This is a genomic window from Burkholderia glumae LMG 2196 = ATCC 33617 (assembly GCF_000960995.1).
Classification (GTDB): domain Bacteria; phylum Pseudomonadota; class Gammaproteobacteria; order Burkholderiales; family Burkholderiaceae; genus Burkholderia; species Burkholderia glumae.
The window spans coordinates 2713459-2738467 of sequence record NZ_CP009435.1 but is presented as its reverse complement, the minus strand read 5'-3'; the positions used below and the strand labels follow the sequence as shown (position 1 = coordinate 2738467).

20 protein-coding genes are annotated in these 25009 nt (G+C 70.3%); 7 read left to right on the top strand and 13 right to left on the bottom strand.

Annotated features, from left to right (window positions below):
• Nucleotides 1-56: 56 nt before the first annotated feature.
• Both KS03_RS24860 and KS03_RS24855 read right to left on the bottom strand, forming a co-directional pair.
• On the bottom strand, nt 57-602 hold the full coding sequence (locus KS03_RS24860) for a DUF6013 family protein (RefSeq protein WP_015875632.1): 546 nt from the start codon (nt 600-602) through the stop codon (nt 57-59).
• A gap of 431 nt (nt 603-1033) precedes the next feature.
• Nucleotides 1034-2050: a zinc-binding alcohol dehydrogenase family protein gene (locus tag KS03_RS24855; RefSeq protein WP_015875631.1), complete on the bottom strand. Its 1017-nt coding sequence runs from the start codon at nt 2048-2050 to the stop codon at nt 1034-1036.
• A gap of 112 nt (nt 2051-2162) precedes the next feature.
• On the opposite strand from KS03_RS24855, the gene KS03_RS24850 reads away from it, so the two are divergent.
• Together KS03_RS24850 and serB are read left to right on the top strand one after the other, a co-directional pair.
• Nucleotides 2163-3155: a LysR family transcriptional regulator gene (locus tag KS03_RS24850; protein WP_015875630.1), complete on the top strand. Its 993-nt coding sequence runs from the start codon at nt 2163-2165 to the stop codon at nt 3153-3155.
• An 81-nt stretch (nt 3156-3236) separates the two neighbouring features.
• Nucleotides 3237-4082: a phosphoserine phosphatase SerB gene (gene serB, locus KS03_RS24845; protein WP_015875629.1), complete on the top strand. Its 846-nt coding sequence runs from the start codon at nt 3237-3239 to the stop codon at nt 4080-4082.
• Nucleotides 4083-4248: 166 nt separating this feature from the next.
• On the opposite strand, the gene KS03_RS24840 is transcribed toward serB, so the two are convergent.
• From KS03_RS24840 to KS03_RS24815, 6 genes are all read right to left on the bottom strand, one after another.
• On the bottom strand, nt 4249-5430 hold the full coding sequence (locus KS03_RS24840) for a cystathionine beta-lyase (protein ID WP_015875628.1): 1182 nt from the start codon (nt 5428-5430) through the stop codon (nt 4249-4251).
• Between the two features lie 184 nt (nt 5431-5614).
• Nucleotides 5615-6232, bottom strand: coding sequence for a hypothetical protein (locus tag KS03_RS24835; protein ID WP_015875627.1), 618 nt, complete (start codon nt 6230-6232; stop codon nt 5615-5617).
• 54 nt (nt 6233-6286) lie between these two features.
• Nucleotides 6287-7471 (bottom strand): beta-ketothiolase BktB, encoded by a 1185-nt coding sequence (gene bktB / locus KS03_RS24830; protein WP_015875626.1) that lies wholly within the window; start codon nt 7469-7471, stop codon nt 6287-6289.
• A gap of 125 nt (nt 7472-7596) precedes the next feature.
• Nucleotides 7597-8547 (bottom strand): sugar kinase, encoded by a 951-nt coding sequence (locus KS03_RS24825; protein WP_015875625.1) that lies wholly within the window; start codon nt 8545-8547, stop codon nt 7597-7599.
• On the bottom strand, nt 8544-9914 hold the full coding sequence (gene rimO / locus KS03_RS24820) for a 30S ribosomal protein S12 methylthiotransferase RimO (RefSeq protein ID WP_035978678.1): 1371 nt from the start codon (nt 9912-9914) through the stop codon (nt 8544-8546). The genes KS03_RS24825 and rimO overlap by 4 nt, the downstream gene beginning before the upstream one ends.
• Nucleotides 9915-10473: 559 nt before the next feature.
• The gene (locus KS03_RS24815; protein WP_015875552.1) at nt 10474-10896 is read right to left on the bottom strand and encodes a winged helix-turn-helix transcriptional regulator; all 423 of its coding nucleotides are present in this window, start codon (nt 10894-10896) and stop codon (nt 10474-10476) included.
• A gap of 96 nt (nt 10897-10992) precedes the next feature.
• On the opposite strand from KS03_RS24815, the gene KS03_RS24810 reads away from it, so the two are divergent.
• Nucleotides 10993-11946 (top strand): aromatic alcohol reductase, encoded by a 954-nt coding sequence (locus KS03_RS24810; RefSeq protein ID WP_035978680.1) that lies wholly within the window; start codon nt 10993-10995, stop codon nt 11944-11946.
• 224 nt (nt 11947-12170) lie between these two features.
• Here KS03_RS24810 and thiM read toward each other — a convergent pair whose 3' ends face one another.
• From thiM to KS03_RS24790, 4 genes are all read right to left on the bottom strand, one after another.
• Nucleotides 12171-12956: a hydroxyethylthiazole kinase gene (thiM, locus tag KS03_RS24805; RefSeq protein ID WP_015875550.1), complete on the bottom strand. Its 786-nt coding sequence runs from the start codon at nt 12954-12956 to the stop codon at nt 12171-12173.
• A gap of 565 nt (nt 12957-13521) precedes the next feature.
• Nucleotides 13522-14901 carry a glycoside hydrolase family 28 protein gene (locus KS03_RS24800; protein ID WP_015875549.1) on the bottom strand — a complete coding sequence of 460 codons (1380 nt, stop codon included), beginning with the start codon at nt 14899-14901 and terminating at the stop codon, nt 13522-13524.
• Between the two features lie 1414 nt (nt 14902-16315).
• On the bottom strand, nt 16316-16621 hold the full coding sequence (locus KS03_RS24795; RefSeq protein WP_039203525.1) for a hypothetical protein: 306 nt from the start codon (nt 16619-16621) through the stop codon (nt 16316-16318).
• A 429-nt stretch (nt 16622-17050) separates the two neighbouring features.
• Nucleotides 17051-17989, bottom strand: a complete 939-nt coding sequence (locus tag KS03_RS24790) for an NADP-dependent oxidoreductase (RefSeq protein ID WP_015875548.1) — start codon at nt 17987-17989, stop codon at nt 17051-17053.
• A 346-nt stretch (nt 17990-18335) separates the two neighbouring features.
• Here KS03_RS24790 and KS03_RS24785 point away from each other — a divergent pair, with 346 nt between their 5' ends.
• From KS03_RS24785 to KS03_RS24770, 4 genes are all read left to right on the top strand, one after another.
• Nucleotides 18336-19472, top strand: coding sequence for a glutathione-independent formaldehyde dehydrogenase (locus KS03_RS24785; protein ID WP_015875547.1), 1137 nt, complete (start codon nt 18336-18338; stop codon nt 19470-19472).
• Between the two features lie 121 nt (nt 19473-19593).
• A complete protein-coding gene (locus tag KS03_RS24780; protein ID WP_015875546.1) occupies nt 19594-20496 on the top strand; it encodes an SDR family oxidoreductase in 903 nt (300 codons plus the stop codon).
• On the top strand, nt 20493-21275 hold the full coding sequence (locus KS03_RS24775) for a PIG-L deacetylase family protein (RefSeq protein ID WP_015875545.1): 783 nt from the start codon (nt 20493-20495) through the stop codon (nt 21273-21275). Before KS03_RS24780 ends, KS03_RS24775 begins: the two co-directional genes overlap by 4 nt.
• A 20-nt stretch (nt 21276-21295) precedes the next feature.
• The gene (locus tag KS03_RS24770; protein WP_015875544.1) at nt 21296-22279 is read left to right on the top strand and encodes a glycosyltransferase family 2 protein; all 984 of its coding nucleotides are present in this window, start codon (nt 21296-21298) and stop codon (nt 22277-22279) included.
• On the opposite strand, the gene KS03_RS24765 is transcribed toward KS03_RS24770, so the two are convergent.
• Nucleotides 22269-24938, bottom strand: coding sequence for an ATP-binding cassette domain-containing protein (locus tag KS03_RS24765; RefSeq protein WP_015875543.1), 2670 nt, complete (start codon nt 24936-24938; stop codon nt 22269-22271). The two genes, KS03_RS24770 and KS03_RS24765, sit on opposite strands and share 11 nt — an antisense overlap.
• Nucleotides 24939-25009 lie beyond the last annotated feature (71 nt).

The following is a 25009-nucleotide window of genomic DNA, read 5'->3' as shown; positions in this document are numbered from 1 at the left end:
CGCCGAGGCTTCACCCATGGCGCGCGCCGGACCGGCCGGGCCCGCGGCGCCTCGGCTCAGGGATGGATCGAGATCGTGACGCGCGTGCCGTCGCGCAGCACGAGCGTCTTCGCACCGCCCTTGATCGGGATCGACACGCGCCGCACCTCGCTGACGGTGACCGCCTTCGGGCACTGCAGCGTCTTGCCGCCGGTCGTGACCGACGCGGTGCCGTCCGGGGCGCGGGCCTGGAAGCTGACCTGCACCGTCGCCACGCCCTTCGCGTCGACCGCAGGCGCGAGCCGCACCTGGGTCTGGCGCACCATCGCGCCGTTCGCGTCGCGCGGCGCCGAATCGGCATCGGGACAGCCGTCCGGCATCGCGACCGCGCCCGAAGGCGGCACCGATTTCCAGTTGAAATCGTCGATCTCGCCCGAGCGGATCTTGCGGGTTTCCTGGGAGGCGCCGTAGCGCTTCGAATCGACCTTCACCGTGTACTGGAGCTGGCCGTCGTTGCCGCCGGCGCTGGTCTTGACCGGTGGCGCCGCGAGCGCGGAGGCGCCGCTCGAGGCCGCCGCGAGCGCGGCGAGGCAAATGGAGAGGGACGGGTTGCGCAGGCTCATGCTGTCCTCCTGGTATGGCAGCGCCGCTGCGGGCGCCTGGTTTTATGGCAAGACACGATGCACGCGTGATTCAGTCTAGTCGCTGGCAGCCGCACCGGTGAGCGCGAACTGCCCGGTGTTGTCGCCGCGTCACGTTCGCCCGCCGTTACGGCCCGCCGGCGTGCCGCATCGGCTGCCCGCGCCCGCTTCATGCGGCTTGGCTTGCACTTCACCGCGGCGAGCCTCACTCGCGCCGGCCGGCGCGCGGCGTCCGCCCCGGTCGCGCGACATGCCACGCGGCGGCAGGCGAACCCCGGCAAGGCACGCCGCAAGCGACGGCGGCCCTGCCGCGCTGGCCCGCGGCAGCCGTGGTTGCCGGCCGTGCCGATTGCCTGCCGGCCCGGCTCCGGCAGGCAATCGCGCCCTCATCGGCACCGGCCCCATGCGGCGCGTCAGAACCCGCTCAGCACGAGCTTGCCGATCGCGCGGCCGGCTTCGAGCAGGCGGTGCGCCTCGCGCAGGTTGGCCGCGTTGATCGTGCCGAGGTGCTGGCCCACCGTGCCGCGCAGCGTGCCGGCGTCCACCAGCCGCGCGACCTCGGTCAGCAGCTTGTGCTGCTCGATCATGTCCGGCGTGCCGAACATCGAGCGCGTGAACATGAACTCCCAGTGGAATGCGGCGCTCTTTGCCTTCAGCTGCTCGACGGGCACCGGCCGCGCATTCTCGACGATGGTGCAGATCCCGCCCTGCGGCTTGACGAGCTCGGCCGCGGCCGGGAAATGACGGTCGGTGTCGTTGAACACCAGCACGTAGTCGACCGCCTCGAAGCCGGCGGCGCGGACCTGCGCGGGCAGATCGCCGAAGTGATCGACCACCTGGTCGGCGCCGAGCCGGCGCACCCATTGCGCCGATTCCGGCCGCGACGCCGTGGCGATCACCGTCAGCTGTCCGAGTTGCTTCGCGAGCTGGATGCCGATCGAGCCGACCCCGCCCGCGCCGCCGATCACGAGCACCGACTGGCCCGCGTCGCGCCCCTGCGGCGACACCTTGAGGCGGTCGAACAGCGCCTCCCAGGCGGTGATCGACGTGAGCGGCAGCGCCGCCGCCGCGGCGAAATCGAGCGACGCGGGCTTGAGCGCCGCGATCCGCTCGTCCACCAGATGGAACTCGCTGTTGGCGCCGGCGCGCGTGATGCTGCCGGCGTAGTAGACCGGATCGCCGACGCGAAACAGCGTCACGTCCGGGCCGACGGCGGCCACCGTGCCGGCCGCGTCCCAGCCCAGCACGCGCGGGCTGTCCTCGACCTTGTCCTGCGGCGCGCGCACCTTGGTGTCGACCGGGTTGACCGAAATCGCCTCGATCTTGACGAGCAGGTCGCGTCCTGCGGGCTCGGGCGTCGGCAACTCGACGTCGAGCAGCGCCTCGGGATGGTCGATCGGCAGGTAGCGGGTCAGACCTACGGCTTTCATGGCTTGGCTCCTTCGGGGGCAATCGGGGTTGGTGACGGGTCCGATCGTAAGCGGCCCGATCCTGAAGAAAAAGCGACATAATCCCGGAAACATTTTTTGGAATTTCCGGGTAATGAGCTCGACCCCGCCCTCGGATGACGTGCCGCCCTCCGCCCCCGACAAGCCGCTCGACCTGCTCGACGTGGCGCTGTTCGTGCGCGCCGCGCTGCTCGCGAACCTCTCGGCGGCCGGGCGCGAGTTCGGCGTCTCGGCCACGGTCGCGAGCACGCGGCTCGCGCAGCTCGAGCGCCAGCTCGGCGCGCGGCTGCTGCATCGCACGACGCGGCGCGTGACGCCGACCCAGGACGGCGAACTGTTCCTGGTCCGCGCGCAGGCGCTGCTCGACGCAGCCGACGCGGCGCGCGCGGCGGTCGGGCACGCGCGCCGCGAGCCGCACGGGCGGCTGCGCGTGTCGATGTCGTCGTCATTCGGGCGGCAGCACGTCGCGCCCGTGATCCCCGCGTTCCTGCGCCGCTACCCGCAGGTGTCGATCGACCTGCGGCTGTCCGACGAGCTCGTCGACCTCGTCGACGACGGCATCGACGTCGCGATCCGGATCGGCGCGCTGCGCGACTCGTCGCTGGTGGCGCGCCGGCTCGCGGTGAACCGGCGCGTGGTATGCGCCTCGCCCGCCTATCTGGCCGCGCACGGCACGCCGCGTCATCCGGCCGAGCTCGCGCGCCACCAATGCGTGATCCTCGGCGACCAGCGCGACTGGGCCTTCGAGACGCCGGCCGGGCCGCTCACCGTGCGCGTGGGCGGGCGGCTGGTGGCCAGCAACGGCGAGGCGATCCGCGAGGCGCTGGTGGACGGCTTCGGCATCGCGATCAAATCCACCTGGGACGTCGGGCCGAACCTGCGCGACGGCTCGCTGGTGACGGTGCTCGCCGACTATCCGCTCGCCGAGCCCTCGGCGATCTGGGCCGTCTATCCGAGCCGCGCCTTCGTGCCGCTGAAGCTGCACGCCTTCATCGATTTCCTCGCCGCGCATCTGGGCGACCCGCCGTACTGGGATCGCGCGCACGAGCGCATGCGCGCGACGGCCGCCGATCCCGGCCTCGCCTGAGGGCCCGCGCGCGCCGACCGGCTACAATAGCGACCTCTTGCGGCGCGCCTGGCGCGCCGTTTCCGCCCCACGCGACCCGTCATGACCACGAATCTCGTCATCCAGAGCGCAGCGCCGCTGTCCTCCACCCACCACACAACACTGCTGGCGCTCGCGCGCGGCCGCCGCCTCACGCCGATCGACGCGCACGCGATCCGCATCGAGGACGCACAGCCCGCGCAACGGCCCGACCTGTCGGTGTACTGCGGCGTGCATGGGCTCGACGCCGCATTCGTCGAGGCCGGCCGCCGGCTCGGCGACTTCGGCCTGCTTGCGATGGACATGGATTCGACCCTGATCACGATCGAATGCATCGACGAAATCGCCGATTTCTGCGGACGCAAGGCCGAGGTGGCGGCCATCACCGAAGCCTCGATGCGCGGCGAGATCAGGGATTTCAACGAGAGCCTGACGCGCCGCGTCGCGCTGCTGGCCGGGCTCGACGCCAGCGCGCTCGAGGCCGTCTACGCCGAGCGGCTGCGCCTGTCGCCGGGCGCCGAGACGATGCTGGCCGGCGCCCGCGCCGCGGGCCTGAAGACGCTGCTGGTGTCGGGCGGCTTCACGTTCTTCACCGAGCGGCTCGGCGAGCGGCTCGGCATCGACTTCACCCGCGCGAACCAGCTCGAGATCGTCGACGGCAAGCTGACCGGCAAGGTGCTCGGCGAGATCGTCGATGCCGACGTGAAGGCGCGCACGCTGCGCGAGACCTGCGCGACGCTCGGCATCGCGCCGGCCTGCGCGATCGCGATGGGCGACGGCTCGAACGACCTGAAGATGATGGCCGCGGCCGGCTTCTCGGTCGCGTTCCGGGCCAAGCCGGTGGTGCGCGACGCCGCCAGCGCCGCCTTCGACCACGTCGGGCTCGACGGCCTGCTGCGACTGTTCTGAGGCGCTCGCGCGCCTTGCCGCGGCGCGCCCATGCCAGCGGCGCATCGGCCCGGACCGGCACGCCGTTGCTGCTGATGAACGCAGCCGCGCCGCCACGCCGCCGGGCGGCGACGGGCCGCGGCCCTCGCCCCGAGTCAGGCGCGCGGGCGCGGCTGCGCCGGCTCGCTCAAGCTAGCGTGCTGCCAAGCGCGCGCTCGATATCGGCGCGCAGGTCCGCCTCTTCCTCCAACCCCACGTAGAAGCGCACCAGCGTGCCGCGATGCGGCCAGTTCGGCCGCATCGACGGCACGTCGTACGGCATCGCGAGACTGCGCGCGCCGCCCCAGCTCCAGCCGATCGCGAACAGCTCGAGCGCCTCGACGAAACGGTCGATCTGCCCGGGCCGGTAACGCGCGTCGAACACCACCGAGAACAGCCCGCCCGCGCCCGTGAAGTCGCGCACGAACGCCGCGTGCCCCGGGCAGTCGGGCAACTGCGGATGCAGCACCGCCGCGATCTCGGGCCGCGCCTTCAGCCACTTCGCTAGCCCGAGCGCGGCGCGGCTGTGCGCTTCGAAGCGCGCGCGCAGGCTCGGCAGGCCGCGCAGCACGAGCGCGCAATCGTCGGCCGACACGCCGATGCCGGTGCGCATCCGCGCGAGCTTGAGCCGCTCGTGCAGCGCCTGCTCGGCCGTGATGGTCGCGCCCATCAGCACGTCGCTGCCGCCCGACTGGTATTTCGTGAGCGCCTGCACCGAGACGTCGACGCCATGCTCGAACGGCTGGAACGCGAGGCCCGCCGAGTAGGTGTTGTCGATCGCGGTGACCACGCCGCGCGCGCGCGCCACGGCCGTGATCGCGGCGACGTCGGGCACCTCCATGGTGACCGAGCCGGGCGCCTCCAGCCACAGCAGCTTGGTTTCGGGGCGGATCAGCTCGGCGATGCCGGCGCCGACGAGCGGATCGTAGAAGCGCACCGAGATGCCGTAGTCGCGCGCGAGCCAGTTGCCGAGGTCGGCGTTCGGGCTGTAGACGTTGTGCGGAACCAGCACGTCGTCGCCCGTCTTCACGAAGCCGAAGTAGACGTTCATGATCGCCGCGAGGCCCGAAGGCTGCAGCAGCGCATGCGCGCCGCCCTCGATCACGGCGATCTGGCGCGCGAGCTCGAGCGAGGTCGGCGTGGCATGCAGGCCGTAGCGCCAGCGGTCGTCCTCGCGCCAGTCGAGCGAGCGCATCGTCGCGAGATCGGGGAACACGATGGTGGACGCGCGCGTGAGCGGCGTGACGAACGAGGCGAAGCCAGGCGGCAGTTCGGCTTCGGGCTGGACGATGCGGGTTTGGCGCGCGCGCTTCGGAGTGGTGTCGGTCATGGCGGAATCGGGGTGCGTGATGGGTGAATCGGCAACGAGGCCGAATCGAACGATCCGCACAGCCTAGCCCGAATCGCGCGGCTTGACCCGATACAGTCGAGCGCAGCCGCGCCGGCTCGGTGGGCCGCCGGGGCGGCGCGAACCGTGCCGCGATCGCGGGCGCCAGGGCCGCCCGCGCCCTGACTCAATCCGTGGTGCCGAGGTTGCCGACGCCGCCGACCGCGTGCCCGGCGGGCGCCGTGGTGCCCGAACGCGGCGCCGGTGCCGGCGCCGTGGCCAGGTGCAGCACGACCGGCTGCGGGTCCGACTCGTCGGCATTGGTGCGGTCCGCCGACAGCGCGCCCGAGGCATCGAGGCGGCCGGTCCAAAGGCCCGTGATGTTGGTGCCGTCGTTCGATTCCTCGAGTTCGAGCGTGTCGCCGTCACGATCGCCGGCCAGCAGGATCACCTGGCCCGTGTCGCTGTAGCGGTATTCGCCGTGCAGGCCCGACTCGCCCGCCTTCGGCCCGAGATGCGCGACGATCGCCCGGCCGCCGAGCGTGCCCGTGTAGCGCGGCAGCTTCTCGAGCGCCGGATCCGGCTTCAGCGGCGTGGCCGGCGCGGTGTCGTCGCGCTCCGGCGGTGCCGCGGCCGCCGCGGCGGCCGCTTCGGTGGTGGAGGCGCCGGAGGTGGCGGCCGCGGGCGGCTGCGCGGGCGGCTTCGCCGCAGGCGCATTCTGCTTCGCCTGCAGCGTGCCGGCGGCGAGGGCCAACGCGAGCGCCGTCGCGACTCGGATGCGGATTCGGGTTCGGCTGGCTGCCACGTCTTGTCACTCCTTGGGTTGCGTGGGCGGCCCGAAGCGGCCGCCCGGATGTCGTCAGATACGTTCGAACACGGCGGCAATGCCCTGGCCGCCGCCGATGCACATCGTCACCAGCGCATAGCGGCCCGAGATCCGATGCAGTTCGTAGAGCGCCTTGACGGTGATCAGCGCGCCCGTCGCACCGATCGGATGGCCGAGCGAGATGCCCGAGCCGTTCGGATTCACCTTCTCGGGATCGAAGCCCAGCTCGTTGGCCACCGCGCAGGCCTGCGCCGCGAACGCCTCGTTCGCCTCGATCACGTCGAGATCGGCCACGCCGATGCCGGCGCGCTCGAGCGCCTTCTTCGAGGCCGGCACCGGGCCGATGCCCATGTAGGCCGGATCGACGCCCGCGTGCGCGTAGGCCACCAGCCGCGCCAGCGGCTTCAGGCCGCGCGCCTCGGCCACGCGCCGCTCCATCAGCGTCACGGCCGCCGCCGCGTCGTTGATGCCCGACGCATTGCCGGCCGTGACCGTGCCGTTCTCCTTCGCGAACACCGGGCGCAGCTTGGCGAAATCCTCCGCCGCCGCGTCGTGGCGCACGTGCTCGTCGGTGTCGAAGCTGACGGTGCCGCGCTTCGAGCCGATCTCGATCGGCAGGATCTGGGTCTTGAAGTAGCCGGCCTTGGTCGCGTGCGAGGCGCGCCGGTGCGATTCGAGCGCGAGCGCGTCCTGCGCCTCGCGCGTGATGCCGTACTTCGCCGCCACGTTCTCGGCCGTCATGCCCATGTGGATCGCCTGGAACGGATCGTTGAGGGCGCCGAGCATCATGTCGACCGCCCGCGCATCGCCCATGCGCTGCCCGAAGCGCGCCGCCGGCAGCGTGTACGGCGCGCGGCTCATGCTTTCCGCGCCGCCCGCCACCGCGATCTCGGCGTCGCCGAGCAGCACGCTCTGCGCCGCCGAGACGATCGCCTGCAGCCCCGAGCCGCACAGCCGGTTCACCGTCAGCGCCGGCGCGTGCTGCGAGACGCCGCCGTCGATCGCCGCCACGCGCGCCAGATACATGTCCTTCGGCTCCGTATGGACCACGTTGCCGAACACCACGTGCCCGACCTCGTCGCCCGCCACGCCCGCGCGCGCCATCGCCTCGCGCACCACGCGCGCGCCAAGCTCGGTCGGCGCGAAATCCTTCAGGCTGCCGCCGAAATCGCCGATCGCGGTGCGTACTCCGCTGACCACCACCACTTCGCGTTGCATCGTGCCTCCCTGCCTCAAGTTGTGTCGAATGACCCGCAGAGTAATACGGAAGCGCCCGGCGGCAACCGAAGAATCCTTCCACCGGGCCGGGCCCGCCGCCGGCTGGCTGCCGCGCGGCCGCCGGCTCAGCCGTCCAGCAAGGCGCGCACCGCCCGCGCGTCGGGAATCGGCGCGACCGCGCCGTAGCCGCGCGTCGAGAGCGCCGCCGCCGCGTTCGCGTAGCGCGCCGCCACGAACGCGTCGTCGCCGGCCACCAGGCGCGCGATGAAGGCGCCGCCGAAGCAGTCGCCCGCCCCCGTCGCGTCGAGCGCCTCGACGACGAAAGCGGGCACCAGGCGGCGCGCGTCGCGGGTGGCCACGTAGGCGCCGTCCCTGCCGAGCTTCAGCGCGACCACCCGCGGGCCGCAGTCGAGCAGCGCGTCGACGATCGCATCGCGCTCGTCGAGGCCCGTCAGCACCGTCACGTCGTCCCAGCTCGGCAGGCAGATGTCGGTGCGGCGCAGCGCCTCCAGCATCACGGCGCGGGCGCGCGCGAGCGGCCACAGCTTCAGGCGCAGATTGGTGTCGAAGCTCACCTGCACGCCATGCGCGCGTGCCTGGTCGATGGCCGCGAACGCCGCGTCGCAGGCGCTCGCGCTGATCGCGAAACTGATGCCGGACAGATGCAGCACGCGCGCCGCGGCCAGCGCCTCGAGCGGCAGATCGCCCGGCGCGTAGCGGCTCGCGGCCGAGCCGGCACGCAGATAGTCGAACGCGTGGCCGTGCTCGCCGTGCGAGACGAAATAGACGCCGGTGGGGGCCGCCGCGTCGACGCGGACCGTCGCCGTATCCACCTGCTCGCGCCGCCACAGATCGAGCAGCAGGCGGCCGAAGTGGTCGCCGCCGACCGCCGAGACGAAGCCGGTGCGGGCCCCCTGGCGCGCCGCCGCGATGCAGAAGTTCGAGGTGTCGCCGCCGAAGCCTTGCAGATACTGCGGCGAGCCCGGCTGGGACTGGTTGAATTCGACCATCGCCTCGCCGAACGCGAGGATCTCGGGCCGCGCCGGCTGGCCCGACGCCGGTATGGTCCGTGTCATGCCGCTTCGACCTCGCCCCACAGGTCGTGGCCGTCCGCCCCGGTGATCGCCACCGATACGAAATCGCCGACCTTGTAGCGCTTCGCGCCCTTCGGCGCCGGCTCCACGTAGACCACGCCGTCGATTTCCGGCGCGTCGGCGGCCGTGCGGCCGATCCCGCCCTCGGCGTTCACCTCGTCGATCAGCACCTTCAGCGTCTGGCCGATCTTGCGCTCGATGCGGGCGGCCGACACTTCCTCGGCCACCTCCATGAAGCGCGCGCGGCGCGCCTCGCGAACCTCGTCCGGCAACGCGCCGTCGAGTTCGTTCGCCGTGGCGCCTTCCACCGGCGAATAGGCGAAGCAGCCGACGCGATCGAGTTCGGCCTCGCGGATGAAGTCGAGCAGCGTCTCGAACTGCGCCTCCGTCTCGCCCGGGAAGCCGGCGATGAAGGTGCTGCGGATCGTCAGGTCCGGACAGACCTCGCGCCACTTGCGCACGCGGTCCAGCACCTTTTCGGCGTTCGCCGGGCGGCGCATGCGCTTGAGCACGTCCGGGTCCGCGTGCTGGAACGGCACGTCCAGATACGGCAGCACGTGGCCGCGGTAGGCGCCCTCGGCCATCAGCGGGATGATCTCGTCGACGTGCGGATACGGGTAGACATAATGCAGGCGCACCCAGGCGCCGTATTGCGCGGCCAGCTCGCCGAGCGCCGCCACCAGCTCCGTCATGCGCGTCTTGAGCGGGCGGCCGTTCCAGAAGCCCGTGCGGTATTTCACGTCGACCCCGTAGGCGCTCGTGTCCTGCGAGATCACGAGCAGTTCCTTCACGCCCGACTTGAACAGGTTCTCCGCTTCCAGCATCACCTCCGCGACGGGACGCGAGATCAGGTCGCCGCGCATCGACGGGATGATGCAGAACGTGCAGCGATGGTTGCAGCCCTCCGAAATCTTCAGATACGCGTAGTGGCGAGGCGTGAGCTTGATGCCGGCGGCCGGCACCAGATCGACGAACGGATCATGCGGCTTGGGCAGATGGCTGTGGACGGCCTGCATCACCTCGCCGAGCGCGTGCGGGCCGGTGACGGCCAGCACCTTCGGATGAACTTCCTCGATCAGGCCCGCGCCGCTGGCGCTCTTCTTCGCGCCGAGGCAGCCGGTCACGATCACCTTGCCGTTTTCGGTCAGCGCCTCGCCGATCGCGTCGAGGCTCTCCTGGACGGCGTCGTCGATGAAACCGCAGGTGTTGACCACCACGAGGTCGGCGCCGTCGTAGGTACCGGAGATCTCGTAGCCCTCGGCGCGCAGCTGGGTGATGATCTGTTCGGAATCGACAAGGGCTTTCGGGCAGCCGAGACTGACAAATCCTACTTTTGGGGTATGGGACATCGGAATCTTGTGGGGGTGGAGCAGCAAAACCGAGAGTTTACAGCTATTTAGGGTTGAGCGACCCAAAACGAGCGACGAGCGGCAGCGCCAAGCGGCGCCTGCGCGTCGCTCGCGGATGCACCGCGCGAACTGCTTGAACCGTAGCTCCCCTGCGCGAAGGCGGCGCTCGACGCAGCCTTGCACCGGCACATCGATCACCCATCCCCAAAATGAAAAAGGCCGCCCGAGGGCGGCCCGTCGATCGCGCGTGTCGCGGTTCCGTACAGCGGGACCCACCTCGTCGGTGACCGAACTGATGAGGTCGGGCGGCAACTCGGCGCCGCAGTGCTCGGCCAGAAACGCCTGAATCTCGCGTCCGCTCATGCCGTTGGCGCTGTTGCGCTCGTTGGCCTGAGCAGGCACTCGGGCAACTCGGACAGCGGCCCTCGGCCCGCGGCTTGACGCGCCACCATTCGCCTTGGCTGCGTCATCGGCCTGCCCATGACTTTCACACCGCATGACAAGCGGCGCACTCGGCATGCTCCAGCGAGGTGGCGGATGCAATCGATAACCAGCGAAGCTACGAGTTCGCGTCGTGCTGCTGTCCGTCGAAGTTCAGCCTCGCCGCGCGGAAGACGTCCGCATTCTCGACGATCTCGACGATCCAGGTCCACAGCGGGACCATGCGAACGAGCAGCTCCATGCCCATCTCGGAAAGCTCATACTCGACCCTGGGCGGTATCGATTCGAAATCATGGCGGATCACCAGGCCGTCACGCTCGAGCTGTCGCAACGTGAGGGTCAACATGCGTTGCGTGACGCCGTGCATGCGCCTGCCGATTTCTGCATGGCGCAGTCTGCCGTACACGCCGAGCGTGTGGATGACACCGAGTGACCAACGGTTTCCGGCATGCGCGAGCAGTTCGCGCCGCAGTCCGTCGTCATCGTCCCGCAGGCCGTCGCACACGGTCTGCGAATAGTTGAGAAGTTCGTCTCGATCCAACTGCAGCTCTCCCGGTATCACGCATGTGCCTTCTTTCATGCACGCCTGCGCATTGCTAGACTGCCGCCACACCTTCATTGGCAGACTGGCTAGATGATGAACCAAAATGATCCCGATTCCATGTCGCAAAACATCCTCGTGCTCGGCGCCGGCGAACTCGGCCTCCCGGTGCTGCGCCATCTCGCGCGCCGCGCGAAGCACGTGGATGGCGCGAAGATCAGCGTGCTGTTGCGCGCAAGTGCCCTCGAGTCCGGTGCGCCCGGCAAGCGAAAGGATCTCGCGGAAATCCAAGGTCTTGGGATCGAGACGGTCGCGGGCGATCTGGTGAAGCATTCCATCACCGAGCTTGCCGAAGTATTCGCACGATATGACACGGTCATCGGTTGCGCGGGCTATGCCGCCGGCATCGACACGCCAATGAAGCTGGCGCGGGCGGCCCTGCAGGCAGGCATCCCGAGATACTTCCCATGGCAGTTCGGGGTCGATTTCGACGTGATCGGTCGCGGCAGTCCGCAGGACATCTTCGACGCGCAACTGGACGTGCGCGAGTTGTTGCGCAGTCAGCATCGGACCGAGTGGGTGATCGTCTCGACCGGCATGTTCATGAGCTACCTGTTCGAGCCGGACTTCGGTGTCGTCGATCTGCAAAACGACACCGTTCACGCCCTGGGCAGCCTCGATACCGCCGTGACGCTGACCACGCCCGATGATATCGGCGCGCTGACCGCCGCGATCGTGTTCGCGCAACCGCGTATCCGGAACGAGATCGTGTATCTGGCCGGCGACACCGTGACTTACGGGGAAGTCGCCGACAAGCTGCAAGCCGCCCTCGGCCGCCCCTTCCGCCGTTGCGCCTGGAGCGAGCAGTACCTGCTGGACGAACTGGCGCGCGATCCGCACAACATGATGCGCAAGTATCGCGCGGCTTTTGCTCAAGGGCGGGGTGTCGCATGGGACAAGAGCGGGACCTTCAATCACCGGCACGCCGTCCCGGTCACCGATCTGGCGTCGTGGATCGAATCGAACCTCACTTCGCGCCGCAGCGCGTAATCTCGCGTCCGGCCATCCAGACTGCCGGCGTCGAAAACCGACTCACCGAACGGAAAGCGGCAGCCGGCGAGACGGCGCGGGCCTGCGTGCTCCTTACCGGCACTGCGAGCGACACCGGCAGCGATCGCGGCATTCGAGCCGGCACGGCGAGGAGATCGCGCGGCGCTGCCCGCTGCCCGCTGCCGGGTGCCGCGCGGCTCGGCGGCGAACGGGCGGCACTGTCCTCAGGCGGCCGGGTCGAGCAAGGACAGTTCGTCGACGAAGGCCACGGCAAACGAGCCGGTGCCGCGTGCCGATGCGGCGCGTTGCGCCGCTATCTTGTAGATCGCGTGCGCCGCTGCCGTGGCCTCGAGCGGGGAGCGGGCATTCGCCAGCAAGCCCGCGATCAAAGCGGCAAGCGCGCAGCCGGCGCCGGTGACACGGGTGAGGCGCAGGTCGCCGCCGCTGACGGCAAGCAGCGTGTCGCCGTCGGTCACGTAATCCACTTCCCCGCTGACGGCCATCACCGCACCGCTCTCTTTCGCGAAGCGCTTGATCACCGCGATCGCCTCGTCGGAGCGCGCGGTGCTCTCCACGCCCTTGGCACCGGCATTGCCGCCCGCGAGCGCGATCAGCTCGCTTGCATTGCCGCGGATTGCGGTTGGCTTGTAACGCAGCAGCCGTTGCAGGGCCGCGTCGTACTCGGGGCTGCCGGCCCCGAACGCCACCGGATCGAGCACCCACGGCGTGCCTGCCTCGTGCGCCGAGCATGCGGCCGCCTCGAGCGTGTCCGGCGCGCTGCTGACGAGCGCGGCGCCGTTGATCCACAGCCCGGCCGCCGCCGCAGCGAAGCGGGTCGGCCAGTCGAGCGCGGCGCCGATGGCCGGCGCGCCGCCCACGGCCAACAGCACGTTTGCGCTGAGATTGGCCGCAATGTAGTTGGTCAGGCCATAGACGAACGGCCGGGCTCGCTGCAGTGCCGCCAGTTCGGCGCGCACCGCCGCGTCAGCCCATGAAATTTGCCGAGTCATGTCGATCTCCTGAAAGAGCGTTGCGATGAGCGTTCAGGCCGCGCCTGCCGGAAGTTCCCTGTCCGTGGCGGGTCGGGCCTTGCCGGGACGGTCAGGCAAGGCGTGCTTGGTCGCGCACGACGAGCGAATTCATCACCGCCTTCCCGTCGCGCAGCACGCCCCCGGTCAGCCCTCATGTTACGCAAGCTCGGCGGGATGAGCTCGATGGCCGCCCCGCCGGCAACAGTCGTGCGCCTCGATGAGCTTGCGCCCGGGCATGCGCGCAGACGCGATGGCGCTGCATCACGTACAAATTTTCAGAAGTCCGGCACACAGGCCGCCAATACCGCAACCGCCTCGGGGCAATCCTGCTGCTTGCGCCCATCCTGGTCCATCTCGCCAACGGGCCGCGCCATTCCTGGGCGACCACGCAAGAGCCATTGGCTGCCCCCGGATCGAAGGCAGCCAATGGCTTGGCCCTCAGCCGCTGCGATCAGCCGCCACGATCAGCCGATACGGGCGGCAGCCGGCGGCCAATCGCATCGCGGGCCTGCTTCACGACGCCATGAGGCGCGCGCCTCGGCGCTCAGAGCTGCGCCGGTATCGTGATGCTGCTCGGGCAGGACACCGTGGCGCCGCTGTCGGACGTGATCGGCTTCACCGTGCCGTTCGTGCCGACCGAGGTCGTCACACTGCTATGGCTGCCCAGTTGCAGTTCACCGTTCGTGACCGAGAAGGCGCTGCCGCCGCTGATCCGGGTGTTCGTCATGGTGATGCCGGTATTGCCCGAACTCGGCACGCCCATCAGGTCGTTCGACAGCCCGACGATGGCGCCTTGCTGCTTGGTGGCCGTGGCGATGATGTTGTCGATCGTGACGTTGGCGATGATCGGCAGCGCGCCGCCGGTGCCGGATGCGTAGGCGTAAGTGAACAGGAAGGGCTGCTGCACGTTGCGCATGCAGGTGTTCTTGTAGGTGACGCCGGTGGTCGCGCCGCTGTCCTTCGAGGTCTGGTCGGTCTTGATGCGGTAGCCGTAGTCCGTGCCGCTGAACTGCACGTTGCTGACGGTCACCTGCGACACGCCGGGCTGCGCGAGCGTGGTGCCGGCCGCTTCCTGGCCGCCGATCGAGATGCCGTGTCCGCCGCCCACGACGCATTGGCTGATGTTGACATTCGAGGTGGCCGCGCCGCCCGAGTTCGACTTGATGGCGATATCGTCGTCGCCGGTGTCGAGCAGGCAGTTCTTCACCGTCGCGGTCTGGGTGCCGATCAGGTCGATCGCGTCGGTGTTGGGGGCGAGATCGTCGCCGCTGGCGTTGCGCTTCGGGTTGGCGTAGATCCACACGCCGTCGATCGTCACGTTCTTGGAGCCCGACTCGATGACCAGTTGCTCCTTGGGCGAGTTGCGGATGATGAGCGCATTGTCGGTGGCGTTGGACGAGGTCGGGAAGCTGACGATCGACTGCGATTTTCCGGCATCGGTGAAGTTCGAGCCGATATTGAGGTTCGAGCCGGCGATCGCGATCAGCTTGGGCCGTGCCGTGTTGTTGCCACCGACTGCGGCCGTCCAGTAGGACTGGCCGTCGCCGTCGATCGCGCCGGTGCCGGTGATCGTGACGTTGCTCAGGCCGCTGCCGGTCAACATCGCGCTGTCGGCGGACTGGTTCGGCGAGCCTTTCAGCGTGAAGCCCTTCTCCAGCTTCAGCACGATATTGCTGGCGAGCGTCACGCTCGTGATGACCGCCGTCGACACGCCGTTGTTGGCGGTCAGGTCGACCAGCCCGGGGCTGCTGCTGGTGCCGCTGGCCGAGCAGCTCTTGATGGCGGCCTGCAGGTTGCTGGTGTTGCTGCTTGCCGAACTGCTCCACTGCGGCGTGCAGGTGCCGGCCTGCGCCGGGCTCTGTGCTGCGAGCGCGGCGAAGGTGGACAGCGCCAGTGCCGCGCGCATGCTGAGTTTCCCTTTCATAACAGTTTTCCTTTTTGTAGGCATTGACGAGGGAGAAACCAGGTTCGGCCGGCCGGTGGCGGCAAATCTCGACGCATCGGCGCCGGCAAACGCTGGCCGGAGTTCGCTCCGGACTTCGGGTGCTGCTCGGTAGCACGGCTCGCGCGAATCCACGCGGATCGGCGCGGGCCGGCGGTGATGGCGCTGTCGAACGGTTCAGCAAGCGTGACTGCCGAAGCAACACGCCGCCGGCGTTCCCGGCTCAGGTCGGCCGCGGCGATGGGATGGTGGGAGGCGCCAGCGCGGCAGCGCGCCGGCATCGCGGCGCGGGCTCGCCGGCCGTGGCCGCACCCGAGCCGGAAGCGGTGGCCGCCGACACGTCGGCGCCGCCAAACCCCACGCTGGCAGTGCCATCGCCAAGGCAAGGCCGCCGGATGGTCCGAGCCGCCGTGAGCCATTCGACGACGTCGGTTTTCACACCGTGCTCAGCTGCTGTCATTGCTGACTCCGCTCTGATTTTGCTTGTGCCGAAATCGCTTAAATATCAGTTGTCATACAACACGGCGCGATGATACGCGCATGAGATTGACTCTCCTGTCGGTGTCTACCCTAGGGCAAGCTTTTCGAAATCTATCTATTCAATGCCTATTTCGTGATTTTTTTGGTTTTAATAAGATTTCCTCGATCAAGGCACCAATGCCACCGCTCCTAGAAGCATCGCGAATACCATAACTTAAAGATAGGATGTCTGATGTGAATTGCCGACGATTGCCAAGCCGCGCTCGCGGCCGCTCGCCAGATGGGGAAGACCGTGTCGGTGCGCCACGGCCCATCGAAGCGCCCGATCCCGATGTCGGCGAGCCCAGCGCACGGCGGGCCTCGTCGGGCTTCACGGCAGCCTCCGGGTTCGCGGCAATGCCGCCGCTCCCGCCGCTCTCGCTCGGCCGGGGCAGGCAGGGCATGCGTGATTCGGACGATTCGAAGCGCGCCTTCGGCGCATTCATCATGTCGAAATGACTTCGCGCCTTTGTCTCTTGTCGGCGTCAATCGGCATGCGTCGCCTGCCTGAAATGGCAAATGCCTGCGCCAGCCGGTTTCATCCGTCAGGCTGGTCGAAAACGTATCGAGGCGCTGTCGGCGCCGCGTGGCGGCTGCTCATTGGGCCTAGCGGCGGCGGCGCGCGGCTCGAAAGGCGCGCGAGGTCCGCGCCGGCCGTGGCGTTTGAGGGGAACGAGACGCGGCCGACTCCATGTGCTGGCGCCAGTCTTCGCAGCGTCGAAGATCGGGCGCGCCGCTTCTAGCCGGCGCGCCATCCGATATCGCGGCGGCCGGCCAGGCAAGCCTTGCGGCTCGCATCGGCGAGCGCCTCACGCCGCCGGCCTAGCGGCCAGCATCGATGGCGGCGGCGCTGTCTGCCGCGGCCCGGCGCGGCGGCTCAGGCGGACAGCCCCGCGTCGCCGTGCGGCTCGCCCGTCTCCGCCTCGCCGAGGCGGCCGTAGGCCGGGCCGTCGGACCCGTAATCCGCTTCGAGCGCTGCGACCAGGATCTCGTCCACGTAGCCCTGGCCCGTCCGGCGGACCGTTCCCATGTCGTCGATCTCCACCTCGTTACCCTCGTTGCCCTCGTAGTCGGGGCGCGTCGCGAAGTCGGCCTGCTCGGCGCTGTCGTAGGGGTCCATCGTCATGCTCCTTTGCGGTTGGCGGCGCCGGGACGGCTCGCGGTGGAAGAATGCATGGCGCATGCAACTCGCGTGCCATGGGCGTGAACCGCCCGCCGCGCCGTCAGCCGTGCCGCCGGCCATGGATCCGGCCCTGCGGCCAGTGCTTTCTTTCTCTCGCTTTTGAAATTTTCGCGAGGCGGCCCAGACGTCCGCCGGGCGAAGCGCGCGGTACGGGTACGCCATCAGCGGCTGCGCTGGCGTCACCCGCCCCGGGTCGCCCGAGCATCCGATAGACGGCCAGCACCCTAACGACCCTGTCGCCCATCCCGCCAATCATTACAAAAATATTTCTCTATTGTTACGCAATCCAAACCGATCTCGCCTCCGCCACGCCCGCCCCGTAGCGGTCGAGCGTGACGGCGGCGCTTCGATGCGTCCAATCGCGCCCGACGCTCGGGGCTCATCGTCGGCTGCGATGTCCACCGCCGCCTGCGGCCCGTGCAACGCCCGTCACGCGGCGCACCTCAGCGCCAGCTTGCCGTACAGGTGCCCGGCCTCGAGCCGCGCGAACGCCTCGGGCAGCGCGTCGAAGCCGAAACTGTCGACGAGCGTCATGGCGACCTCCCCCTCGTCGAGCCAGGCACCGATCTGCGCCAGCGCGGCGCCGTCCGGCCGCGTGAGGTAGCGGATCGCCCGGGCGCCATGCTGGGCCGCCCGCTCCTCGCTCGGCTGCGTCAGGGTCGAGACCAGCGTGCCGCCCTGGCGGAGCACCTTCCACGAGCGCGCCTGCGTTTCGCCTCCCAACAGGTCGTAGACGAGATCGACGTCGTGCACCACGTCCTCGAAACGCTGCCGGCGATAATCGATTACCTCGTCGGCGCCGAGCCCGCGCACGAAAGCGGCGCCGTCGCCCGACGCGGTCGCGATCACGTGCGCGCCCAGACGTCGCGCGAACTGGACCGCCAGATGGCCGACCCCGCCCGACGCCGCGTGAATCAGCACGCGCTGGCCAGGCATCAGCCGGCCATGCTCGACGAGTCCCTGCCATGCCGTCAGCGCGGCGAGCGGCAGCGCACCGGCCACCGGCAGATCCGCCTTCGCGGGACGCCGGGCCAGCGCGTCGGCGGCCACGCAGACCTGCCCGGCGAAGGTGCCCTCGCGCTGGCCGACAAAGCCCATCACCTCGTCGCCGGGCCGCCAGCCGGTGACGGCCGAGCCGACCTGGTCGACCACGCCCGCGCAATCGCGGCCAAGCGTGTGGGGCAGCGCGTCCTCCTTCACCAACGGATAGTGCCCCTTGCTGGTTTTCAGGTCGACCGGATTCAGGCCGGCCGCGCTCACGCGCACCCGCACGTCGGTCGGCATGGGCACCGGCAGTTCGACCTCGTCGCACTGCAAGGCCGCGCGGCCACCGAAACGGTGGATCCGCCATGCTTTCATCCCATCCATCGCGAACTCCTCGGAAATGACGCGTCACGCACGCGAGCGGGACGCGGGACACCGCGCCCGATAGGGCAGCCGCAAGCGACGTACCGGCGAGGCCGCTCGACGGCGGCGTGCGAGCGCTGCGGCCAGCGATGCATGACTGCACGAGCATGCAAAAAAGCGCGGCACCGGCCGCGCCGCGCAACGGCTGGAGCTGCACGGTTGCGACTCTCCCCGGCATCGGGCCGGTAGCGCCGCGCACGAAATGGCGGCCCGGCTGCGATGCCCGTTTCGCGGCATGCACCGTGCTAGGTGGACACGTACGGCGCCCACCGGGCGGCCGCCCTCTTTCCCCTTTTCCGGAGTCGTGATGAAAGCACTGGTCTACCAAGGTCCCAAGCAGGTCGAAATCCTCGACATGCCCGATGCGCGCATCGAAAAACCCACCGACGTGCTGGTCAAGATCACCACCACCAACATCTGCGGATCGGATCTGCACATGTACGAAGGCAGGACCAACATGGAACCGGGCCGCATCCTCGGCCACGAGAACCTGGGCGTGGTGGTGGAGGCCGGCCGCGGCGTCGAGCGCATCAAGGTGGGCGACCGCGTCTGCCTGCCGTTCAACATCGGCTGCGGCTTCTGCAAGAACTGCGAGCGCGGGCTGACCGGCTTTTGCCTGACGGCAAACCCCGGCACCGCCGGGGCCGCTTACGGCTTCGCCGGCATGGGCCCTTACAGCGGCGGCCAGGCGGAGCTGCTGCGCGTGCCGTTCGGCGACTTCAACTGCCTGTTGCTGCCGCCCGATGCCGAGGAAAAGGAAAACGACTACGTGATGCTCTCGGACATCTTTCCGACCGGCTATCACGCGACGCAGCTGGCGGGCCTGGAGGCCGGCGACAGCGTGGTGATCTACGGCGCCGGCCCGGTCGGGCTGATGGCGGCCATGTCGGCGCAACTGCGCGGCGCGAGCCGGATCATGGTGGTGGACACCCATGCCGACCGGCTCGCGCTGGCGGAACGGCTCGGCGCGATCGCGATCGACGACTCGGACGGCGGTGCCGTGGAGCGCGTGCTCGAACTGACCGGCGGCGAAGGCGCCGACCGCGGCTGCGAATGCGTGGGCTACCAGTGCAGCTGCCACGGCCGCGAGGTCCCGCACGCCACCATGAACGCGCTCGTGAAATCGGTACGGCCCACCGGCGGCATCGGCGTGGTGGGGGTGTTCGTCGCCGAGGACCCTCATTCACCGGACGCGCTGGCGCGCGAGGGCAAGCTCGCTTTCGACTTCGGCTCGTTCTGGATGAAGGGGCAGCGCATCGCCACCGGTCAGGCGAACGTCAAGGCCTACAACCGCAAGCTGCGCGACCTGATCGCGGCCGGGCGCGCCCGGCCTTCGCAGATCGTCTCGCACGAGCTGCCGCTGACGCGCGCGCCCGAAGGCTACCGGCACTTCGATGCGCGCGACGAAGGCTGGACCAAGGTGGTGTTGAAGGCGGCCGCCTAGCGCATCCGGGCGCGCGCTGCCGGCGCATCGCCGAGCCGGCGCGCGCGGCACGGCGCTTGCTGAAAACGGGGATCCGCGGGCCTGCAGGCCCGTCGTCCCATCCACGAAAAGGAGCTCCCCCATGCCCGGTGAATTCGATCAAACCACGATGCGTGACCCGCTCACGCAATACCCGCGTCCCGACTTCGACAAGCAGCCCCAGCCCGCTCCGGGCCTGGCCGGCCAGATGCGCCCGCGCCCCGACCACGGCGAAACCTCCTATCGCGGCATGGGCCGCCTGAGCGGCCGGCGCGCGCTGATCACCGGCGCCGACAGCGGCATCGGCCGCGCCGTGGCGATCGCCTTCGCACGCGAAGGCGCCAATCTCGCCCTGAACTATTTACACAGCGAGCAAGCCGATGCCCGCGAGGTGCTCGCCCTCGTCGAGGACGCCGGCCGCCAGGCACTCGCGCTGCCCGGCGACATCGCCGACGAATCGTTCTGCCAGCAGCTCGTCGCCGACGCCGTCGAGGGCCTCGGCGGCCTCGACATCCTCGTCAACGTCGCCGGCAAGCAGGTCTACGTCGAGCAGATCGCCGAGCTCACCACCGCGCAGCTGGAAGCCACCTTCCGCACCAACGTGTTCGCCATGTTCTGGCTTTGCAAGGCCGCGCTGCCGCACCTGCCGCCCGGCGCCAGCATCATCAACACCACCTCGATCCAGAGCTACCAGCCCAGCCCCGGCCTGCTCGACTACGCCGCCACCAAGGCCGCCATCACCGCCTTCACCCACGCCTTCGCCAAGCAGGTGGCCGGCCGCGGCGTGCGCGTGAACGCCGTGGCGCCCGGGCCGGTCTGGACGCCCCTGCAGCCCAGCGGCGGCCAGCCCCAGGAAAAGGTCGAGGTGTTCGGCTCCGAGACGCCGATGAAGCGCCCCGGCCAGCCGGCCGAACTCGCGCCCGTCTACGTGCTGCTGGCCTCCCAGGAGTCCAGCTTCGTCACCGGCGAGATCTACGGCGTCACGGGCGGCCACCACCTGCCATGAGGCGAACCGCCACCGAAGGTCGCCTGCTCGTCGTCTCTCCGCATCTGGACGACGCCGTGCTCAGTTGCGGCCACGTGCTGGCGCGGCATCCCGGCGCGACCGTCTGCACGGTCCTGAGCGCGCCGCCGGAACGGAACATGGCGACGGACTGGGATCGTGCCTCGGGGTTTGCCGACGCTTTCGAGGCCATGCGCGCGCGCAGGCAGGAGGACCGGCAGGCGCTGGCACGGCTCGGCGCGTGTGCGCTGCACCTGCCGTTCTGCGACGCCCAGTACGCGTCGCCGCCCGATCGCGAGCGGCTGCACACGGCGCTGCGCCACACGCTCGCCGCGGTCCGCCCGGATTTGCTGCTGATGCCGCTCGGGCTGTTCCATTCCGATCACACGCTGGTGGCCGACGCCATGCTCGCCTGCCTCGCCGCGCTGCGCCAGCAGGCATCCGGCGACGCGCCGGCGGCCGTCTACGCCTATGAAGACGTGCCGTATCGCATGATGGACGGCCTCGTCGAGGCGCGCCTGGCGCTGCTCGCGGCGAACCGTTGCCGAGTGGAGCGGGCCGAGCTGGCGAGCGCCAACGGCGACCCGCGGCTCGGCCGGCTGAAGCCGGCCGCGATCGCGGCCTATCGCAGCCAGCTCCACGCGTTCGGTCCCGACGGTCAGGCCAACCTGCACGCCGCCGAGCGTTACTGGCGCGTTCGCGAGGCGGCCGCCATCGCCGCGAACGGCGAGCCCGGCGCCGCGCGCCCCGCGCCGGACGCCCGCACGACTCAACCGTCATGAGACTCGGGAGGATCGAAGCAATGCAAGCGATGCCGACTGCGCAACGCATCTCCGTGGTGGTGCTGACCTGGAACCGCGCCGACGAACTGGCGGCCACCCTCGGCCGTCTGCTGGCACTGCCCGAAAGCCCGCCGATCTTCGTGGCGGACAACGGCTCCGACGACAACACGGTGGCGCTCGTCAAGGCGCGATTCCCGACGGTGTGCGTGGTGGCATGCGGCGAGAACCGCGGCGCCGCCGGACGCAACCTGGCGGCGGCCTGCGTGGCGACCGACTATGTCGCGTTCTGCGACGACGACACCTGGTGGGAGCCGGGCGCGCTCGCGCGCGCCGTGCAGGTGCTCGACGCCTGGCCGAAGGTCGGTGTGCTGAGCGCGCGCGTGGTGGTGGGCGACGCGGCCGCCGCCGATCCCACCTGCCTGGCGATGCGCGCCAGCCCGCTCGGCAGCGACGGCCTGCCCGGCCCCGCGCTGGTGGGCTACATGGCGGGCGCCTGCGTGTTCCGCACGGCCCTGTTCCGCCGCGTCGGGGGCTACGAGCCGAGGCTGTTCATCGGCGGCGAGGAGGAACTGGTCGCGCTCGACGTGCTCGCCGACGGCCACGCGATCGTCTACTGCGAGCAGCTCACCGTGCATCATCATCCGTCGGCGCAGCGCGACAGCAGCCTGCGCCGACGCATGCTGGCACGCAACGCCGCCTGGGTCGGCTGGCTGCGCCTGCCCTGGCCCGAGGCCTGCCGCGCCACGCTGCGCGCCCTCGCCACCTTCGCGCGCGAGGGCCGCCTGTTGCGCGACGGCATCGCGCTGCTGGGCGGGCTCGCGTGGATTCTGCCGCGCCGCAGGGTGGTGCCGCCGAGCCTGGTGGCGCTGCGCCGGCGCGTGGCGCAGGCCGAGCGGCGCCACGCCGCGCCCGCGCCCGCCGCGGCGGTGGCGAGGGCGAAAGCCGCGGCCGAGGCCGAAGCGGCGACACGGCAGCCGGCCGGCAAGGTCGACGTCAGTTCCTGAGCCGGTCAGCGCCTTTCGCGAGCGCGGCGATCTCGGCGATCAGCCGAGCCGGCTCCACCGGCTTGCTCAAGTGGACCGCGAACCCGGCCTGCTGCGAGCGCATGCGGTCTTGCTCGTCGAGGTGCCCGGTCAACGCGATGGCCGGCAGCCGCGCATCGGCCGGCAGCTCGCGCGCGTCCTCCAGCGCGCGCACGCGGCGCAGCACCTCGTAGCCGTCCTCGCCGGCCAGCACGATGTCGCAGAGCAGCACCTGCGGCCAATCCGCGGCGCCGGCCTGCTCGAGCCAGCCGAGCACCTCGTCGCCCGCCGCCGCCAGCTTCACGCGCGCGCCGTGGGCAAGCAGCACCGCCTCCAGCGCGTCACGCGCGGCTTCCTGGTCGTCCACGGCCAGCACGCGGCAGCCGTGCAGCAGCGGCTCGCCGGCGGCGGCCGGCCGTGATGCATCGGGCTCGCCGTCGGCCAGCGGGCGCAGCGGCAGCATCGCCACGTAGGCCAGCCTGCCGTTCAACGGGGTGAGCGTGAAATGGCCGCCCGCGGCCGTGAGCGCGCCTTCCAGCCATTGCGCGAGCGCCTGCGAAAGCTCGGCGGGCCGCTCGTCCATGCCGTGCACGCTGACCCAGGCATGGTTCTGATGGCGCGCCACGCGCAGCGTGATGCGCTCGCCGGGGCGCGCCCGCGCGAGCTCGGTACGGCACAGCTCGGCGACGAGCGGCAGCAGCACGCCCGGGTCGCCCGTCACGCGCAGGTCGCGCTCGCCGAGCTCGGCGCACATGCTCGCGCGCCGTGCCGCGAGCTCGTCATGCAGCGCGTCGATCACGCCCGCGGCCAGCGCGGCGATGCTGACCGACTGGGCGGTCAGCCTGCGCTGCGCGTGCTCGAGCTCGCCCTGCTGCCATTGCAGCGACCACATCCGCGCATACACGCCGTCGCGCGCCAGCAGTTCGCGGTGCGTGCCCTGCTCCACCACGCTGCCGTGCTCCATGACGAGAATCCAGTCGGCGTCCACCACGGTCGAGAGCCGGTGCGCGACCACGATCGAGGTGCGCCCCTCGGCCAGCCGCGCCAGCTCGGTCTGGATCGCGCGCTCGGTGCGCGTGTCGAGCGCAGAAGTTGCCTCGTCGAACACGATGATGCGCGGGTCCTTGAGGATCGCGCGCGCGATCGCGATGCGCTGCCGCTCGCCCCCCGACAGCCGCACGCCGCGCTCCCCCACGCGCGTGTCGTAGTGGTCGGGCAAGCGCTCGACGAACGCGTCGAGCTGGGCCGCGCGCGCGGCGCGCACGACGTCGGCGCGCGTGGCCGAGGCGCGCCCGTAGGCGATGTTGTAGGCGATCGTCTCGTTGAACAGCACGGTATCCTGCGGCACGATGCCGATCGCCTCGCGCAGGCTGTGCTGGGTCACGCCGCCGAGGTCCTGCCCGTCGATGCGGATCGCCCCGGCGCCGGGCTGGTAGAGCCGGAACAGCAGCTTGACGAGCGTGGACTTGCCCGAGCCGCTGCCGCCCACCACCGCCAGCGTCCGGCCCGGATAGGCGTGGAACGTGACGCCGCGCAGGATCGGCCGCGCCGGCTCGTAGCCGAACTCGACCGCGTCGAATTCGATGTGGCCGGCGCCGACCACCAGCGCGCGCGCGGCGGGATGGTCCAGGTCCTCGCCCACGCGGCCCTGCGTGTCGAGGATCGCAAACATGCGCTCGACGTTGACGAGCGCGTCGTTGGTCTCGCGAAACACGAAGCCGAGCGCGTTCAGCGGCGCGCAGGCCTGGATCAGGTAAGCGTTCACGAGGATCAGGTCGCCCACGCTCAGGGCACCGGCCACCACGCGCTGCGCGGCCAGCAGCATGATCGCCGCGATGCCGAGCGCGATCACGGCGCTCTGTCCCACGTGCAGCGCGCTCAACGCGCGCTGGTTGGCCAGCCGCGCGGCGATCCACTGGTCGAGCAGGTCGCGCAGCCGCCGCGTCTCGGTAGGTTCGGTGGCGAAATACTTGACGGTGTCGTAGTTGAGCAGGCTGTCCACCAGCCGGCCGTCCGACTGCGCCTCGATGCGGTTCACCGCGCGCTGGTACGCCACGCGCCGGCGCGTGAAGACCAGGGTCCAGGCCGCGTAGCCCGCGAAGGTCGCGACCAGCACGAACAGGAACGCGCGGGGGTAGCCGCGCACCATGATCGCCGCGATCGCGGCGATCTCGAGCAGCGTCGGCACGATCGCGAACAGCGCGGTGCCGAGCAGGAAGCCGATGCCGTCGGCGCCCTTCTGCACGTCGCGCACGATGCCGCCCGTCTCGCGCCGCGCGTGGAAACGCGCGCCCATCCGATGCAGATGCGCGAAGGTGCGCTCGGTGAAGTCGGCCACGGTGTGCTGCGCGACGCCGCTGAACACCACGTCGCGCGCCTCGTTGAGCGCGTCGCCGAGGAAGCGCAGCAGCGCGTAGGCCAGCACCAGGAACACCGGAAACAGCGCGCGGGAAGTGTCGCGGCCGAGCTCGTCGACGATCTGCTTGAGCACCAGCGGAATCAGCACGATGGCGAGCCTGGCCGCCACCAGCAGCGAGAACGCGAGCACGGTCGGCCGGCGGTGGCGCCACACGGCGCGCGCGAGCTCGCCGGCGATCCGGCCGGTCAGGCGTGAGCGTGGCGGTGCGGCGGCATTCTGCATCGGACTCCCGGCTTGGGCCCGCGCGTGGGGCGCGGTGATGAACGGCGGTCGCAAGCGGCGACGGCGAATCG

Coding starts and splice junctions, on each gene's coding strand:
- KS03_RS24780 (WP_015875546.1), top strand. CDS start 19,594: ATGCCCGGTGAATTCGATCAAACCACGATGCGTGACCCGCTCACGCAA.
- KS03_RS24800 (WP_015875549.1), bottom strand. CDS start 14,901: ATGAAAGGGAAACTCAGCATGCGCGCGGCACTGGCGCTGTCCACCTTC.
- KS03_RS24785 (WP_015875547.1), top strand. CDS start 18,336: ATGAAAGCACTGGTCTACCAAGGTCCCAAGCAGGTCGAAATCCTCGAC.
- KS03_RS24775 (WP_015875545.1), top strand. CDS start 20,493: ATGAGGCGAACCGCCACCGAAGGTCGCCTGCTCGTCGTCTCTCCGCAT.
- KS03_RS24855 (WP_015875631.1), bottom strand. CDS start 2,050: ATGAAAGCCGTAGGTCTGACCCGCTACCTGCCGATCGACCATCCCGAG.
- KS03_RS24850 (WP_015875630.1), top strand. CDS start 2,163: ATGAGCTCGACCCCGCCCTCGGATGACGTGCCGCCCTCCGCCCCCGAC.
- KS03_RS24795 (WP_039203525.1), bottom strand. CDS start 16,621: ATGCGCCATGCATTCTTCCACCGCGAGCCGTCCCGGCGCCGCCAACCG.
- KS03_RS24825 (WP_015875625.1), bottom strand. CDS start 8,547: ATGACACGGACCATACCGGCGTCGGGCCAGCCGGCGCGGCCCGAGATC.
- KS03_RS24860 (WP_015875632.1), bottom strand. CDS start 602: ATGAGCCTGCGCAACCCGTCCCTCTCCATTTGCCTCGCCGCGCTCGCG.
- thiM (WP_015875550.1), bottom strand. CDS start 12,956: ATGACTCGGCAAATTTCATGGGCTGACGCGGCGGTGCGCGCCGAACTG.
- KS03_RS24810 (WP_035978680.1), top strand. CDS start 10,993: ATGAACCAAAATGATCCCGATTCCATGTCGCAAAACATCCTCGTGCTC.
- KS03_RS24840 (WP_015875628.1), bottom strand. CDS start 5,430: ATGACCGACACCACTCCGAAGCGCGCGCGCCAAACCCGCATCGTCCAG.
- rimO (WP_035978678.1), bottom strand. CDS start 9,914: ATGTCCCATACCCCAAAAGTAGGATTTGTCAGTCTCGGCTGCCCGAAA.
- KS03_RS24790 (WP_015875548.1), bottom strand. CDS start 17,989: ATGGATGGGATGAAAGCATGGCGGATCCACCGTTTCGGTGGCCGCGCG.
- bktB (WP_015875626.1), bottom strand. CDS start 7,471: ATGCAACGCGAAGTGGTGGTGGTCAGCGGAGTACGCACCGCGATCGGC.
- serB (WP_015875629.1), top strand. CDS start 3,237: ATGACCACGAATCTCGTCATCCAGAGCGCAGCGCCGCTGTCCTCCACC.
- KS03_RS24765 (WP_015875543.1), bottom strand. CDS start 24,938: ATGCAGAATGCCGCCGCACCGCCACGCTCACGCCTGACCGGCCGGATC.
- KS03_RS24770 (WP_015875544.1), top strand. CDS start 21,296: ATGCAAGCGATGCCGACTGCGCAACGCATCTCCGTGGTGGTGCTGACC.